Origin of the sequence: Agrobacterium sp. D14, assembly GCF_001526505.1 — a bacterium.
Lineage (GTDB): Bacteria > Pseudomonadota > Alphaproteobacteria > Rhizobiales > Rhizobiaceae > Agrobacterium > Agrobacterium leguminum.
Genome location: NZ_ASXX01000015.1, coordinates 67,777 through 84,096, shown reverse-complemented (window position 1 = coordinate 84,096; position 16,320 = coordinate 67,777). Strand labels below are relative to the sequence as shown.

The window sequence follows — 16,320 nt, the reverse complement described above, 5'->3', positions numbered from 1 at the left end:
TCAGGAGATTTCATGTCAGTATCTACCCCCACGCGCGAAGATTTCGCAGCGCTTCTCGAAGAATCCTTTGCCTCCAACGATCTTGCCGAAGGCTATGTTGCCAAGGGTATCGTAACGGCAATCGAGAAGGACGTTGCCATCGTCGACGTCGGCCTCAAGGTTGAAGGCCGCGTACCGTTGAAGGAATTCGGCGCGAAGTCCAAGGACGGCACGCTGAAGGTCGGCGACGAAGTCGAAGTTTACGTCGAGCGCATCGAAAACGCCCTCGGCGAAGCCGTTCTGTCGCGCGAGAAGGCTCGCCGCGAAGAAAGCTGGGTCAAGCTCGAAGCCAAGTTCGAAGCTGGCGAGCGCGTCGAAGGCGTTATCTTCAACCAGGTCAAGGGTGGTTTCACCGTCGATCTGGACGGCGCTGTTGCCTTCCTTCCGCGTTCGCAGGTCGACATCCGTCCGATCCGCGACGTTACCCCGCTGATGCACAACCCGCAGCCCTTCGAAATCCTCAAGATGGACAAGCGTCGCGGCAACATCGTTGTTTCGCGTCGTACGGTTCTCGAAGAGTCGCGTGCCGAGCAGCGTTCTGAAATCGTTCAGAACCTCGAAGAAGGCCAGGTTGTTGACGGCGTCGTCAAGAACATCACCGATTACGGTGCGTTCGTTGACCTCGGCGGCATCGACGGCCTGCTGCACGTCACCGACATGGCATGGCGCCGCGTCAACCATCCTTCGGAAATCCTCAACATTGGCCAGCAGGTCAAGGTTCAGATCATCCGCATCAACCAGGAAACCCACCGCATCTCGCTCGGCATGAAGCAGCTCGAGTCCGATCCGTGGGATGGCATCTCCGCCAAGTACCCGGTTGGCAAGAAGATCTCCGGTACGGTCACGAACATCACCGACTACGGTGCATTCGTCGAGCTGGAGCCGGGCATCGAAGGCCTGATCCACATTTCCGAAATGTCCTGGACCAAGAAGAACGTACATCCCGGCAAGATCCTGTCCACGAGCCAGGAAGTCGACGTTGTCGTTCTCGAAGTCGATCCGTCCAAGCGCCGTATCTCGCTCGGCCTCAAGCAGACGCTGGAAAACCCGTGGCAGGCATTTGCCTACAGCCATCCGGCCGGCACTGAAGTTGAAGGCGAAGTCAAGAACAAGACCGAATTCGGTCTGTTCATCGGCCTCGAAGGCGATGTCGACGGCATGGTTCACCTGTCGGATCTCGACTGGAACCGTCCGGGCGAGCAGGTCATCGAAGAGTACAACAAGGGTGACGTCGTCAAGGCTGTTGTTCTCGACGTTGACGTCGAGAAGGAACGCATCTCGCTCGGCATCAAGCAGCTCGGCAAGGATGCTGTCGGCGAAGCCGCTTCTTCCGGCGACCTGCGCAAGAACGCAGTCGTTTCCGCTGAAGTCATCGGCGTCAACGATGGCGGCATCGAAGTGAAGCTCGTCAACCACGAAGACCTCACCTCGTTCATCCGTCGCGCTGACCTTTCCCGTGACCGCGACGAGCAGCGCCCCGAGCGCTTCTCGGTTGGCCAGGTTGTCGACGCCCGCGTCGTCAACTTCTCGAAGAAGGACCGCAAGGTCATGCTTTCGATCAAGGCTCTGGAAATCGCTGAAGAGAAGGAAGCCGTCGCACAGTTCGGTTCGTCCGACTCGGGCGCTTCGCTCGGCGACATCCTCGGCGCGGCTCTGAAGAACCGCGGCGAATAATCGCTCCGATCTTTGAAATGAAGAACCCGCCGGAATTTCCGGCGGGTTTTTTGTTGGGTTCAACGGGCCTTGCCCGCTTGAGCGCGAAGGGTAAGGCTTCTCTCGACGTCATCCTCGGCCCTGTGCCGAGGATTTAATCACGTCGAATAAAATCAATCGGTCGCAGATCCTCGGGACAGGGCCGAGGATGACGTCGGCGTGATTGGCGCGACTTACATTCCAATCTGACCACGCCGAATTCAGAGCATGCCGCTCATCTTCAGATAATAATTTTCCGCGCTGTCGTCGGAAGCCACCGCCGTCGGGCTTTCCTGCGTGTCGATCCCGTCATTGGCGGCGATGCGCTCTTCTTTTTCGTCCTGACTGTCAGAATTATCAGCGCCGGCTTCGGCCTCGTCGTTTGCCTCATCCTCGGAAAATGGGCCGCCTCCGCGCGGCGGCGTTTCCGATTCATAGTCCTCATCCGCCGGCGGATAGGCGACGAGCGGCAGCGGTGTGCCGTCTTTTACCAGAGCCGCGGCGATCAACGATTGCGAAGCCGATTGCTCCAGCATCGCCATTCTCGCTTCCGGGTCCAGCATGGCCCGCGGCAGCGGTTGGGTTTCGGGGCGATGGGCCGCAGTTTCCGTTTCCTCACTCGAGGGGCGGGCAGCGGCTGTTGCGAGGGCCGATTTTTCGGCGGGCTGATCATCGGACGGTTGCTGCGTAACACCCTGCGGCGCGGGTGGAGGCTCTTGCGTGCCGGTCGGCTTGAGCGGAAGTTTGCCGGCGGTGGCGGCAAGCAGCAGACTGTTCACGGTCTCGGCGTCGTCTGCGAACAAACCGGATGGCGGGGTAAGGCCCGTGCGGATTTCTTTCTGCTCCGGCTTCATCGTCTCCCGATGCGCAAGGGCAGGGTGGGCTTCGCCGGTCTCAGCGCGGGGCGGATTTGCCGGGCGGATCTCGGCCGACACTTCCTTCATCACGCTGCCGGTTTGTGGCGGAAGCGGACGTGCCGTGTTTTCGGCTCTTCCATCCGGCTTTGCGGCATTGGTCGGCGTATCATGTGTGTCGGAAGGTGGGGTGGAAAGCGTGGGCCGGGGGTCCAGTTGCGCCGTTAGCGCCGCCACCGTGGCTTTCATCGCTGCGCCACTGAGGGCGAGCGGCCCGATGAGCAGCGGCAGGAGCCGGCTGACGGTGGCGGAATTTGCCGCCTGCGCTGTCGCGGCCGGAGACGGGCGAGCTTCCGCATTCTGGCTCGGTGCGTTCTGCTGTTTCGGCTGGGCCGATTGCGCAGGGGCAGGATTGGAGGAATTGTTCTGCTGATAGGAGGAAACCACCGCCTTTGCCGCAAGATCCGTTCCCTTGTAACGGGAAAGCTCGATCAACAACGCGAGGCGGGCAGCATCCGGTCCGGTCGGCTGTTTCAGGATTTCGGCAAGCATCGAAAGGGTCAGGCCCTGCAGGGCCTTGCCGACCTGCTGTTCCAGCGCCAGGCGTTGTGGCGCGGGCAGGGTGCGGAGCGCCTCCGTCAGCCGCGTCACGTAGGTCTCTATGGCTTCGCCATCCCGCCGGGGCAGGTTCATCAGCTTGCCGAGCGCTTCCGCGAGAACGGCGGTGCTGCGCGAGAGCTGAAATTCGCTGGTGAGGGAGGCGATTGCCGCGCGGGCAAAAAGGCTGCTGTTTTCAGGGGCGGGAGTGTTCGGTTGCGGCGGTGCAGTCTGTTTCACCTGCTCGCGCGGTGTCAGTGAAACCGTGGTTCCATAGGCGGCATCGGTTGCCGCAATTTTCGGTACAGGCGGTAACATGCTGCGCTCCGTTTCTATCGGTGACCGCCGCTGGCTGCGAAAGGGCCAATCCCCATTGGCTCTGTGATCCGCATCTGGCTTGAATGTTGAAAAATCGCCGCGCCGGTGATGGACAGGTGTCATCTCGCCCGCTCATGCGGGAGCGCCGTATACGCCTCTGGCCGCAATGCCGGTTGCAGCGCATACAGAATCATCAAGCTCAATCTTGGCTTGCAGATATTAAGATTTGGCTAACCAAGGAATTGCGCGTCCGGTCAGGGCGAAACGCCGATGAACATGCGGTAAAGGCCGTTATCGTCGGAATTGACCGAGGAAATATGGTCGGGATCGCTGGGAGCCGTCTCAAAAGCTTCCGGCGGCATGGCATCGAGCCAGCTTGCCTTGGGAAGATTTCGTTCCGGTTGAATGTTCACCGGGTCGATGAGGCTGTCTTCCTCAGCGGGCGCGGTGAAGGCCGCATCATCCGGAATGAGCGACGGGGCGGCCATGGATAGCAGCGCCTGCGCGGCATTGGGTTCTGTGTCGTAAACGGCGCTGCCGGATAGGCCGGAAATATCGGTCATGTCTGAACTCACATCATGTTTCGCTCAAGTGACGATCGGAAGCGGCAATCATGCCGCCTTTTTCTTCAGCAGTTCATAAAGGCCGTTGTCGTCGATCGAGATCGGCAAAATGGCGTTGCGGGTGTCTTCGACAAGCGCCTGCGCATCGAGCAGTTTTTCGCCGTCGTCTTCCGCATCGGCCGGATCGGTGCCCGCGTCTGTATCCGCAGGCTCATTTTCGTTTTCCGTTGGGGCGGCTTGCTCAGCCGGCGCAGCCGCAAGCACGGCGATCAGGGCCGTTTCCGACGATGTGTCGGCCGGCGCCTGCGGATCGACGCTTTCCGTTTTTTCGTCGCCGGAAGCATCGATATGCTCCTTCACGACGTCCTGAAGCTCCTGCACGTCTTCAAGCTTGCCCTGCGCATCGCGCGTCTGGATATCCTGTTCCCGCTCGGCCTTCACCTCGGCATCGTTGATTTCGCCGATACGATCTTTACCGCGTTCGGCCTGCAGCTCTTCCCTGGTTTTGGGATCGGCGACATCTTCGAGACGCTGAATGACCTTCAGGGTTTCACGCGTCATGAAGCGGGTGCCCTGCGCCTGTTCGTCCAAGGCCTCCTTCACCGCGCGCGCCTCATCGCCATAGGGGTTGGCGATGGCGGAGATCATCTGCCGCGCGGAGACGCCGAGTTGTTTGAGGCCGGTCGATTCTTCCAGATCGTCGACGTTTTTCGGCAGGGTCGCGCGCGCCGCCATGATGGCTTTCGACATCTGCTCGCCGAAATCCTCTTCCGTGCCTGTGAGGCCTGCACCCTTCGCGATGCGGGCGGCAAGGGCGGCCATGGGATCGGTCTTGCTGTTGACGCCATTGTTCAGCACGTCCACGACCTCAGCCTCCGAAACGCCGAAGGATTTCAGGGAAATCTTTGTGGCTTTCCCCTGAGCATCGGTTTTTTCGAAGCTGTCGGTCAGGGTCAGCGCATCCTGAAGTCTTCGTGCGAAGGAAAAGCTCGATTCGTCCTTTTCCTGTGTGATGCCCAGCGCGGAGGAAAAGCGGGAGACGAGCGAGGCGAAAGCATCGGCATCCGGCTTCATGACGCCGAAGAGATAGGCGCTTATCTTCTCATTGGCGGCGCGCTGGCTTTCGTCCGGCTGCGGGTTTGTCTTGACCGCATCGTCCTTTTTGGTGCCGTTGGCCTTTTCCTGCTCTTCGCGCTGGCGTTCCTCGATGGTTTCGACCATCGAGCGTATGAGGTCGCTGACTGCAATGCCCGCCGTCTGCTGTAGCGGAGTAATCATCCCTCAAAGTCCCCGGCCGCCCAAAGTTGCGGCCGAGAATAGGCAATTCTGGTAAATCAGTGCTTAAACCGGATGTGGGCTCGCTCAGCTATGGGCGAAAATATCGGTTTCTTCCCAGCCGAGGAGGTCGAGCTTTGCGCGGGTCGGCAGAAAGGCGAAACAGGCGTCGGCATGGTCGAGGCGGCCGTCACGCACGAGACGACCTGTCAGCTTGTCGCGCAGCGCGTGCAGGTGCAGCACGTCGGAGGCGGCATATTCGAGCTGCGCCGGCGACAGGGTCTCGGCCGCCCAGTCGGAAGATTGCTGGGCCTTGGAAATATCGACTTCCAGCATTTCCTTGAGGTTATCCTTCAGCCCGTGCCGGTCCGTATATGTGCGGGTCAGCCGCGAGGCGATCTTGGTGCAGAAGACCGGCGTGGTCGTCACGCCGAAGGTGTGGAACAGGACGGCGATATCGAAACGGCCATAGTGAAAGATCTTCTGGCGGGCAGGATCCGCAAGCATCCGCACGAGGTTTGGCGCTTGCTTCTGACCGGCGGCGATGCGAATGACGTCCGCCGTGCCGTCGCCCGGCGAAAGCTGAACGACACAGAGGCGGTCGCGGCGCGGCACCAGTCCCAGCGTTTCCGTATCGATTGCGATGGCGCCGGTGTAACGCGCTGCATCTTCGGCGGAAATATCGCCTTCGTGGTAACGGATGGGTGCTGCCATGTCCTGCTCCAGAAATTCCAGTTTCTTGCTCCGGCTATAACGGAAAGAGCGGCGGGACGATACCGTTTTATCGGCTCGCCCGGTGCGTCACGCTGCACGCCCTTGGCACTTGCCTTTGCGAAAGTCCCCGGGTTAGGGTCGGGAAATCCTTTCCTGACAAATCGCATGAATTCCCGATGACAAAGAAAATCTATCTCGCCGGACCGGAAGTCTTCCTCCCGAACGCGCGCGAAATGCTCGATCTCAAGGCCTCGCTGGCGCGGGAAGCCGGTTTCACGCCGCTTTCGCCGGGCGATCTGCAAATTCCGCCGGCGGATACCAGGGTCGGTCACGGCTGCAACATCAATGCCGTCGATGAGCGGATGATGCTGGAAGCGGATGCGGTGATCGCCAACCTCACGCCGTTTCGCGGCATCGCCGCCGATACGGGAACCAGCTATGAGCTGGGCTTCATGTGTGCGCTGGGCAAGCCGGTTTTCGCCTATACCAATGTCGCGGCCAATCACTTCACCCGCATCAAGGCGCATTATGGTGGCGTCGCCACCCTGGATGAAACGGGCCGTTATCGCGGGCCGGACGGGCTGTCGATCGAGAATTTCGACATGGTCGACAATCTCATGCTGCATGGCGGGATTTTGCGGCGCGGCGGCGTCATCATCGTTGGCGATGCTCCCGAAGAGGCTTTGTATACGGATCTCGAGGCCTACAGGCGCTGTCTCGCGGCGGCGGCCGAAAAATTACTGACACCGATTGACCCTGAAAAAACGAATAGAGTGGAGGCATCATCATGAGCGGAACCATCCTCATCACCGGCGCGACATCCGGCTTCGGACAGGCCACGGCGCGGCGCTTCGTTAAGGAGGGCTGGAAGGTCATCGGCACGGGCCGGCGGGCGGAACGGCTGGAGGCGCTTTCCGCCGAGCTCGGTTCCGCCTTTCATGGCCTCGCCTTCGATATCACCGACGAGGAGGCGACAGGAAAGGCGCTGTCCGGATTGCCGGAAGGCTTCCGGGATATCGACGTTCTCGTCAACAATGCCGGTCTCGCACTTGGCACCGCGCCCGCACCGCAGGTGCCCTTGAAAGACTGGCAGACCATGGTGGACACCAACATCACCGGTCTCCTGAACATCACCCACCATCTGTTGCCGACGCTGATCGGGCGCAAGGGTATTGTCGTCAACCTCTCGTCTGTGGCTGCGCACTACCCCTATACGGGCGGCAATGTGTATGGCGGTACCAAAGCGTTCCTGCGGCAGTTTTCGCTCGGGCTGCGTTCCGACCTGCATGGCAAAGGCGTGCGGGTGACATCCATCGAGCCCGGCATGTGCGAAACGGAATTTACGCTGGTGCGCACCGGCGGCAATCAGGAAGCCTCGGACAATCTCTACAAGGGCGTCAATCCGATCACGGCGGACGATATTGCCAACACCATCCACTGGGTCGCCTCGCAGCCCAAGCACATCAACATCAACAGCCTCGAACTCATGCCGGTCAACCAGTCCTTCGCCGGTTTCCAGGTCTATCGGGACAGCTGATTTTCCCGCGATTTTGGGGAGTGCTGAAAAACCGGGCAGGAATTTTCGAGCTATGCAGAAATGCAATGCTGCATTGCGAGACTTGCTCTGTTAAAAATCACAGATACCGCTATATTCAAATCGTCGAAGCGACGCACTCCTCCTCCCAGCGTCGCTCGATGTGGATCGGTGGTACTCCTCCTCCCAATCACCGATCAAGTTTGAAGCCTGCCGCACCTCCTCCCGCGGCAGGCTTTTTCCTTTTCTGGGCGTCTTTTCCTTGAATATTTTTGGCTGTCGATTTCCAGCGCACCGGCTCGGTGCTGAAGGCGGGCCGCAGTCTCCCCCTTGGATTTCCGGGGGATTTTGAATTTCTGCGTCAAGGCAACGAATGTTGAAATCAGGCGTGCGTCGATCACATTTTCGTTATGTCTAGATAAATTTGCACAGTTTTGTGGTGGCGTGCCCTGCCGGGCCATTGCTTACCCCCCGCCCTGTGTTTAAGCATGGGCAAAAGAACGCTTGGGAGGTTGTCGGCACGCCTGTGTCTGCGGCCCGAAAGCGGCGGGGAGAGAATGGCAGACTTTCAAGAGGCGCTGAAGCGGTTTCAGCCGATCGCGGTTTCATCGATCGCTGAAGACGAGCTCAGGTTGCGACTACGCGGCCTGCAGGCGCGAATGATCCAGCAAAATATCAAGGCGGTCTGGCTCGATGCATCATCGTCGCTGACCTATTATACCGGCCTGTCGCTTGGCCTTTCCGAGCGCATTCACGGCGCCCTGGTGCCGGCGGAAGGTGCGCCGGTCTATGTCAGCCCGACCTTCGAGGAGCCGAAGCTTCAGACGCTCATCCGCATTCCGGGTGAGGTTGCCGTCTGGGAAGAGGATGAAAGCCCCTTCGACCTGATGGCAAGGCGCATTGAGGCGCTGGCCTGTCCCGGTCATCTTGTCGCCATCGATCCCGCTACCCCCTTTGTCTTTGCATCGGCCCTCATGCAGCGTCTTGAAGGGCGCATCATTTCCGCCCAGCCGATGATCGTCGCCCAGCGGCAGGTCAAATCCGCAGCCGAGATCGCCATCATCCAGACGGCGATGGATGCGAGTTACGGCGTGCAGAAGGCCGTGTTCGAAGGGCTGCGTCCCGGCGTTTCCACCACGGAAGTCGCTGATTTCGTTAATGCGGCGCATGTCGCCCTTGGCCTGAAGCCGCTTTTCGTGGCGGTGCAGTTCGGCGAGGCGACGGCCTATCCGCATGGTGTGCCCCATGCGCAGACGCTCAGCGAAGGCGAGATGGTGCTGGTCGATCTCGGCGGCATTCTTCATGGCTATCGTTCCGATATCACCCGCACCTATGTCTTCGGCAAACCGACGGAACGGCAGCGTTTCCTCTGGAACGCCGAGCGTGACGCGCAGGCGGCGGCCTTTGCCGCGGCAAAGGTCGGCGCTGCCTGCTCGGATGTGGACAGGGCCGCGCGCGACAGCTTGAAAGCGGCCGGTTTCGGCCCGGATTATCAGCTTCCCGGCCTGCCGCACCGCACCGGCCACGGGCTTGGGCTGGATATTCACGAAGAACCCTATATCGTTGCAGGAAATGCCACGGCGCTGGAGCCGGGCATGTGTTTTTCCATCGAGCCGATGCTGTGCGTTTATGGCGAATGCGGCGTCCGTCTCGAGGATATAGCCTATATGACGGAGGCGGGACCGCGCTGGTTCTGCCCACCGGAGAAGAACCTCGACCGGTTGTTTCAGCCGGTCGCCGGGTAATTGGTCGGGAGGCAAAGGACCGAACGGCGACACGGGGCTCCCATGTCGCTGCTGACCAGAAGAGGTAGGCCCCCGGACGGGGCCGCAGGAACTCAGAAAAAGAGGGAAAGGACCACCAGATGAAAACGCTGACCCGCAGTTTGCTTATCGCCTCTGCGATTGCGATCACTTCCGCCATGCCCGCCATGGCGAAGACCTTCGTTTATTGCTCCGAGGCATCGCCGGAAGGCTTCGATCCGTCGCCCTACACCGCTGGCGGCACCTTCGACGCTTCCGCGCATCCGGTCTACAACCGCCTGACCGAGTTCAAGAAGGGCACGACCGAAGTTGAGCCCGGCCTTGCCGAAAAATGGGAAGTTTCGAGCGACGGTCTGGAATATACCTTCCACCTGCGCAAGGGCGTGAAGTGGCACTCCAACGACAAGTTCACGCCGAGCCGCGAATTCAACGCCGATGACGTGATCTTCAGCTACGACCGCCAGCGCGATGCGAAGAACCCGTGGAACCAGTATATCGCAGGCATCACCTACGAATATTTCAACTCCATGGAAATGCCGTCGCTGATCAAGGAAATCGTCAAGGTCGACGATTACACCGTCAAGTTCGTGCTGACGCGTCCGGAAGCGCCGTTCCTCGCCAACATCGCCATGCCTTTCGCCTCCATCGTATCGAAGGAATATGCCGATACGCTGGAAAAGGCCGGCACCAAGGAAGACTTCAACAACCTGCCGATCGGCACGGGCCCGTTCAAGTTCGTCGCCTATCAGAAGGACGCGGTCATCCGCTACCAGAAGAACGCCGACTACTGGGGTGAAGCACCGAAGATCGACGATCTGATCTTCGCGATCACGCCGGACGCCGCCGTTCGTCTGCAGAAGCTGAAGGCCGGCGAATGCCACCTGATGCCTTATCCGGCACCGGCTGACCTTGCCGCCATCCGCGCCGATTCCAACCTCAAGCTCGATGAACAGTCGGGTCTGAACGTCGCCTACTTCGCCTATAACACCACCGTTGCACCTTTCGACAAGCCGGAAGTCCGCAAGGCGCTGAACATGGCGATGAACAAGCAGGCGATCATCGACGCCGTGTTCCAGGGCGCCGGTCAGGTTGCCAAGAACCCGATCCCGCCGACGATGTGGTCCTATAACGACAGCATCAAGGACGATGCGTACGATCCGGAAGCGGCCAAGAAGGCTCTCGAAGCCGCTGGCGTCAAGGATCTGTCGATGAAGATCTGGGCAATGCCGGTTCAGCGTCCTTACATGCCGAACGCACGCCGCACCGCCGAACTCATCCAGGCGGATTTCGCAAAGGTTGGCGTCAAGGCCGAGATCGTCTCCTATGAATGGGGTGAATACCTCAAGAAGTCGACCGAAGTGAACCGCGACGGCGCCGTCATCCTCGGCTGGACCGGTGACAACGGTGACCCGGACAACTTCATGGGCGTTCTGCTCTCCTGCGCTTCGGCAGGCGAAGGCGGCACGAACCGTGCGCAGTGGTGCAACAAGGAGTTCTCCGAGCTGATTTCCAAGGCGAAGCAGGCGACTGACGTTGCCGAGCGCACCAAGCTTTATGAGCAGGCGCAGGTGATCTTCAAGGAACAGGCTCCGTGGGCGACGCTTGCGCATTCCACGCAGTTCGTTCCGATGTCCGCCAAGGTTTCCGGCTTCACCATGAGCCCGCTTGGCGACTTCACCTTCGAAAACGTCGACATCGCGGAATAATCCCAAACAACGGACGCGCGGAAGGACCCTGTTCTTCCGCGCGTCTTTTCAGGAAAAAGCCATGATCCGGTTCATTCTCGGCAAACTTCTCTATCTCGTTCCGACATTTCTCGGGATCACCTTTGTCGCCTTCTCCTTCGTGCGCGTCCTGCCGGGAGATCCCGTGCTGCTGATGGCGGGCGAACGCGGCATTTCACCCGAACGGCATGCGCAGCTTGCCGAACAGCTCGGCTTCAGCCAGCCCATCTGGCAGCAATATCTTCATTTCCTCGGACGGCTGCTTCAGGGCGATCTCGGCAATTCGCTAGTCACCAAGAAGCCGGTTCTCACCGAGTTCCTGTCGCTCTTCCCCGCGACGGTCGAGCTTGGTCTCGTCGCCATCATCATCGCAACCTTGATCGGCGTGCCGGTCGGCGTCATCGCCGCCATCCGTCGCGGTTCCTGGTTCGACCAGATTTCCATGACGACCGCGCTCGTCGGCTTCTCCATGCCGATCTTCTGGTGGGGGCTGCTGCTCATCATCATGTTCTCCGGCATCCTGCAATGGACGCCGGTGTCGGGCCGCATCTCGCTGATGTATTTCTTCCCCTCCGTCACCGGTTTCATGCTGATCGACAGCCTGATTTCGGGCCAGAAGGGCGCCTTCGCGTCGGCCTTTTCGCATCTCATCCTGCCCTCCGTCGTGCTCGCCACCATTCCGCTGGCGGTGATTGCGCGCCAGACGCGCTCGGCCATGCTGGAAGTCATGGGTGAGGATTATGTGCGCACCGCCCGCGCCAAGGGTATGTCGTCCGCCCGCGTCGTCGGCATTCATGCGCTGCGCAACGCCATGATCCCGGTCATCACCACCATCGGCCTGCAGATCGGCGTGCTGATGGCTGGCGCCATCCTGACTGAAACCATCTTTTCCTGGCCGGGCATCGGCAAGTGGATGATCGATTCCATCTCGCGCCGTGATTATCCGGTCGTGCAGAGCGGCCTGCTCCTGATCGCGGGCCTGGTGATGATCGTCAACCTGCTCGTCGATCTGACCTATGGCCTCATCAATCCGAGGATCCGTCACAAATGACCGATGTGACCACCACCCCCGGCGTCCGCCTTTCGGACGCCGCCATCCGCCGCCGGATGCTTGCCGATTTCTGGTTCTATTTCCGCCAGAACCGCGGCGCCGTCATCGGGCTTGCCGTCTTCATCCTGCTTGTGCTGGTGGCGATCTTCGCGCCCATCCTGGCCCCGCATGATCCGACACAACAATATCGCGATGCGCTGCTCGTCCCGCCGGTCTGGCAGGAAGGCGGCCGCGCCGGCTTCTTCTTCGGCACCGATGCGGTGGGCCGCGACATGCTGTCCCGGCTGATCTACGGCGCGCAATATTCGCTGTTCATCGGCGTCGTCGTCGTCTCCATCGCCCTTGTCGGCGGTATCGTCATCGGTCTCGTCGCCGGCTTCTTCGGCGGCTGGGTGGATACCGTCATCATGCGCGTGATGGACGTCATTCTGGCGTTTCCGTCGCTGCTTCTGGCACTGGTGCTGGTGGCGGTCCTCGGGCCGGGTCTCACCAATGCCATGATCGCGATTGCCATCGTCTACCAGCCGCATTTCGCGCGTCTGACACGTGCGGCGGTCATGAGCGAACTCAGGCGCGAATATGTCACCGCCGCCCGCGTGGCCGGCGCCGGCAATATCCGGCTGATGTTCAAGACCATCCTGCCGAACTGCCTTGCGCCGCTGATCGTTCAGGCGACGCTTTCCTTCTCGTCCGCGGTTCTCGATGCCGCCGCTCTCGGCTTCCTCGGCATGGGCGCGCAGCCGCCCGCCTCCGAATGGGGCACGATGCTGGCGGAAGCACGTGAATTCATCCTGCGCGCCTGGTGGGTCGTGACCCTTCCGGGCCTGACGATCCTGATCTCGGTGCTCGCCATCAACCTCATGGGTGACGGCCTGCGCGATGCGCTCGATCCCAAACTGAAGCGGAGCTGAGCGATGAGCCTGCTGAAAATCAAGAACCTCACCGTCAAATTCGCCACCGCCACCGGCGCGTTCACGGCCGTCAACGGCATCGATGTCTCCGTGGACAAACACGAGGTGCTGGCCATCGTCGGCGAGTCCGGTTCCGGCAAGTCGGTATCGATGCTCGCCGTCATGGGGCTTCTGCCCGATACGGCGACGATTACCGCCGACGAGATGACCTTCGACGGCAAGAACCTTTTGGCCATGTCGCCGCAGGAGCGCCGCCGGGTGATCGGTCGCGAGATCACCATGATCTTCCAGGAGCCGGTCGCCTCGCTCAACCCGTCCTTCACGGTCGGTTTCCAGATCGAGGAGGTTCTGCGCCTCAATCTCGGCATGAGCGGCGCTGCCGCCCGCGCCCGCGCCCTGGAGCTGTTCCGGGCTGTCGGCATTCCCGAGCCGGAAACCAAGCTCAAGGCCTATCCGCACCAGATGTCGGGTGGCCAGTGCCAGCGCGTGATGATCGCCATCGCTATCGCCTCCAAACCGCGCCTGCTGATTGCCGACGAGCCGACCACTGCGCTCGATGTGACGATCCAGAAGCAGATCCTCGATCTGCTGATGAACCTGCAGGCGGAATATGGGATGGCGCTGATCCTCATCACCCATGACATGGGCGTGGTGGCGGAAACCGCAGACCGCGTCGTCGTGCAATATAAGGGCCGCAAGATGGAGGAGGCGGATGTCTTGAGCCTGTTCGAGGCCCCGCAGCATCCCTATACCAAGGCACTGCTTTCGGCCCTGCCGGAAAATGCCACCGGCGACCGTTTGCCCACGGTTTCCGATTTCTTCGGCAAGGAGGGCGTTCAATGAGTATCGTTGTCGAAGGCAAGGGCATTACCCGCGACTATCACGTTCCCGGCGGCCTGTTCGGTGGGGCCAAGACGGTGCAGGCCCTTAAAGGCATCGACTTTACCGTCGAGCGCGGCAAGACGCTCGCCATCGTCGGTGAATCCGGCTCCGGTAAATCGACGCTGGCCCGCATCATCGCGCTGATCGACCCGGCATCCGGCGGCGAACTGAAGATCGAAGGCAAGCCTGTCGATATCGCCAGACGCCGTCCCGATACGGAGATGCGCTCCAAGGTGCAGATGGTGTTCCAGAACCCCTATGGCAGCCTCAATCCGCGCCAGAAGGTGGGCGACGTGCTGATGGAGCCGCTGGTCATCAATACCAAAATACCGGCTTCCGAACGGCGCGAGCGGGCCGAAGCCATGCTGGTGAAGGTCGGTCTCGGTCCTGAGCATTTCAACCGTTATCCGCACATGTTCTCCGGCGGCCAGCGCCAGCGCATCGCCATTGCGCGCGCACTGATGCTGAACCCGGCGCTGCTGGTGCTGGACGAGCCGGTCTCCGCGCTCGATCTTTCCGTGCAGGCGCAGGTGCTGAACCTTCTCGCCGACCTTCAGGAAGAATTCGAGCTGACCTATGTTTTCGTCAGCCACGATCTTTCGGTGGTGCGTTACATCGCCGACGATGTGATGGTCATTTCGAAGGGCGTGGCGGTGGAGCAGGGCACGCGCGAGGAACTCTTCGCCGATCCGAAGCATCCCTATACGCGCCAGCTTTTCGCCGCGACACCGATCACGGATGTCGATGCCATCCGCGCCCGCGTGGAACGCCGCAAGGCGGCACGGCTGGCAGCGACAGCCTGAAGGCTGACGACCGAGGTTAGGAACAGGCCGGATTTCCGGCCTGTTCTTTTTCAGGACTTCAGGAAACGCTCGATTGCCGCAAGTGCGCCGTGTTCCCGAATGTCGCTATAGGCGGCTTTCAGGGTAGAGACGAAGGTTTCATTCCTGGGCAGGTCGCTGCCAAATGTGCGCTCGAAAGTCAGAAAACGGTCGACCACCGCATCCGGCGTCATTGCCAGTTGATCCGGCGCATCCCACTCCTTGAAAGCGGGATCGAGAATGGCAATCGGCTGCCCCTTTTCATTTTTGTCCGCGCAGGACCTGATCCAGAGTGCGACGGCGAAAATGACCGTCCGGCTTTCAGCCTTCGCCGCAAGCAATTCGCGCAAGGGGCCAAGAATACGCAGCGGTACTTTCTGCGACGCATCGGAGGCGATCTGCATGGTCTTGTGCTGCAATGAGGGATTGGCGAAACGTTCCCGCAGGCCGGCTGCGAATTCCGCCCCGTCGACGGCGGGATCGAGCGTCCGTTCGATCTCGCGCCAATAGGCGTCGATGAAATCGCGCACGGGCTTTTCACCCCAAGCATCCGCCACCGTCGCAAGGCCGGCAATCTGGCCGATGGCGGCGATGGCGCTGTGGGAGCCGTTCAGCATTCTGAGCTTCATATGCTCGTATGGTTCGACATTGCCGACGAATTCCACGCCTGACTTCTCGAGCGCCGGCCTTCCGTGCGGAAAACGGTCCTCAATGACGAAACGGAAATAGGGCTCGGCCACCACCGGCCAGGCATCGCTGAAGCCGAGTGCGGCCGAAATCGCCTCCCGGTCCGCATCCGTGGTAGCGGGAACGATCCGGTCCACCATCGAGCAGGGGCAGGCAATGTTTGTTTCGATGAAGGATGCCAGTTCCGGATCTGCCAGTTCCGCAAATTCCAGCAGAAGCTTTTGCAGCACATGGCCGTTGGCGGGCAGGTTGTCGCAGGACAGGAGCGTCAGGGGCTGAGAACCTTGCCTGCGCCTGCGCCGTGTGGCGGCAAGGATGAAGCCGAAGATGGAGCGCGGCCGCTCCGGGTTTTCAAGGTCATGGACGATATCGGGATGATCGCGCAGCAGGCTGCGGGACGCGAGATTGGTCAGGTAACCTTTTTCCGTCACGGTCAGTGTGACGATGAGGACGCGCGGATCGGCCATTCGCTCCACCAGCCGTTCAGGCTCTTCCGGGGCGACGATGGTTTCGAGAATCGAACCGATGATGCGCAGGCGCTCACTCTCACCGTCTCGCAGGCAAAAGGTGTAGAGATTATCCTGCGGCTCGATGGCGTCGCGCGTATCCGGGCTGCGCAGCGATGCGGCTACGATGCCCCATCGGGTTTCACCACGATTAAGGCAATCGTCGATGAAAACCGCCTGATGCGCCCGATGAAAGGCCCCGACGCCGAGATGGACGATGCCGGGCGTGACGCTTTGGCGATTATAGGCCGGTGTCGTGACGGATTGCGGCAGGCGGGGCAGGGTTGCAGCGGAAAGCCGGTCTGTCATCGATGCGAAATCCCCATGCGGAACGGGACGGTTGTGGCTCGCGCCGCTCTCATTGCGGCGTCCGGCTTGTGGCGCATCAT

General features: G+C 60.7%; 14 protein-coding genes. 9 read left to right on the top strand and 5 right to left on the bottom strand.

Annotated elements, in window-relative coordinates; genetic code table 11:
• Positions 1 to 12 precede the first annotated feature (12 nt).
• Positions 13 to 1,713: a 30S ribosomal protein S1 gene (gene rpsA / locus L901_RS12080; protein ID WP_003522474.1), complete on the top strand. Its 1,701-nt coding sequence runs from the start codon at positions 13 to 15 to the stop codon at positions 1,711 to 1,713.
• A gap of 239 nt (positions 1,714 to 1,952) precedes the next feature.
• Here the strand turns inward: rpsA and L901_RS12075 are convergent, their stop codons facing one another.
• The 4 genes from L901_RS12075 to L901_RS12060 all read right to left on the bottom strand — a co-directional run bounded on the left by L901_RS12075 (position 1,953) and on the right by L901_RS12060 (position 6,052).
• Positions 1,953 to 3,500: a hypothetical protein gene (locus L901_RS12075; protein ID WP_059756920.1), complete on the bottom strand. Its 1,548-nt coding sequence runs from the start codon at positions 3,498 to 3,500 to the stop codon at positions 1,953 to 1,955.
• Positions 3,501 to 3,754: 254 nt separating this feature from the next.
• The gene (locus L901_RS12070; RefSeq protein WP_035263283.1) at positions 3,755 to 4,063 is read right to left on the bottom strand and encodes a hypothetical protein; all 309 of its coding nucleotides are present in this window, start codon (positions 4,061 to 4,063) and stop codon (positions 3,755 to 3,757) included.
• Between the two features lie 48 nt (positions 4,064 to 4,111).
• Positions 4,112 to 5,341, bottom strand: a complete 1,230-nt coding sequence (locus tag L901_RS12065; protein ID WP_059756917.1) for a hypothetical protein — start codon at positions 5,339 to 5,341, stop codon at positions 4,112 to 4,114.
• An 84-nt stretch (positions 5,342 to 5,425) separates the two neighbouring features.
• A complete protein-coding gene (locus tag L901_RS12060; protein ID WP_059756914.1) occupies positions 5,426 to 6,052 on the bottom strand; it encodes a ribonuclease D in 627 nt (208 codons plus the stop codon).
• A 176-nt stretch (positions 6,053 to 6,228) separates the two neighbouring features.
• Here L901_RS12060 and L901_RS12055 point away from each other — a divergent pair, with 176 nt between their 5' ends.
• From L901_RS12055 to L901_RS12020, 8 genes are all read left to right on the top strand, one after another.
• Positions 6,229 to 6,843 (top strand): nucleoside 2-deoxyribosyltransferase, encoded by a 615-nt coding sequence (locus L901_RS12055; RefSeq protein ID WP_059756911.1) that lies wholly within the window; start codon positions 6,229 to 6,231, stop codon positions 6,841 to 6,843.
• A complete protein-coding gene (locus L901_RS12050) occupies positions 6,840 to 7,589 on the top strand; it encodes an SDR family oxidoreductase (protein ID WP_059756907.1) in 750 nt (249 codons plus the stop codon). Before L901_RS12055 ends, L901_RS12050 begins: the two co-directional genes overlap by 4 nt.
• A gap of 554 nt (positions 7,590 to 8,143) precedes the next feature.
• Positions 8,144 to 9,331, top strand: a complete 1,188-nt coding sequence (locus L901_RS12045) for a Xaa-Pro peptidase family protein (RefSeq protein WP_059756904.1) — start codon at positions 8,144 to 8,146, stop codon at positions 9,329 to 9,331.
• A 119-nt stretch (positions 9,332 to 9,450) separates the two neighbouring features.
• The gene (locus tag L901_RS12040; RefSeq protein ID WP_020809098.1) at positions 9,451 to 11,055 is read left to right on the top strand and encodes an ABC transporter substrate-binding protein; all 1,605 of its coding nucleotides are present in this window, start codon (positions 9,451 to 9,453) and stop codon (positions 11,053 to 11,055) included.
• A gap of 61 nt (positions 11,056 to 11,116) precedes the next feature.
• On the top strand, positions 11,117 to 12,124 hold the full coding sequence (locus L901_RS12035; RefSeq protein ID WP_003522483.1) for an ABC transporter permease subunit: 1,008 nt from the start codon (positions 11,117 to 11,119) through the stop codon (positions 12,122 to 12,124).
• Positions 12,121 to 13,035 (top strand): ABC transporter permease subunit, encoded by a 915-nt coding sequence (locus L901_RS12030; RefSeq protein WP_003522484.1) that lies wholly within the window; start codon positions 12,121 to 12,123, stop codon positions 13,033 to 13,035. Before L901_RS12035 ends, L901_RS12030 begins: the two co-directional genes overlap by 4 nt.
• Positions 13,036 to 13,038: 3 nt before the next feature.
• Positions 13,039 to 13,878, top strand: a complete 840-nt coding sequence (locus tag L901_RS12025) for an ABC transporter ATP-binding protein (protein WP_003522485.1) — start codon at positions 13,039 to 13,041, stop codon at positions 13,876 to 13,878.
• Positions 13,875 to 14,720, top strand: a complete 846-nt coding sequence (locus L901_RS12020; protein WP_003522486.1) for an ATP-binding cassette domain-containing protein — start codon at positions 13,875 to 13,877, stop codon at positions 14,718 to 14,720. The genes L901_RS12025 and L901_RS12020 overlap by 4 nt, the downstream gene beginning before the upstream one ends.
• Positions 14,721 to 14,770: 50 nt before the next feature.
• Here the strand turns inward: L901_RS12020 and L901_RS12015 are convergent, their stop codons facing one another.
• The gene (locus L901_RS12015) at positions 14,771 to 16,240 is read right to left on the bottom strand and encodes a mannitol dehydrogenase family protein (RefSeq protein ID WP_059756901.1); all 1,470 of its coding nucleotides are present in this window, start codon (positions 16,238 to 16,240) and stop codon (positions 14,771 to 14,773) included.
• Positions 16,241 to 16,320: the final 80 nt, after the last annotated feature.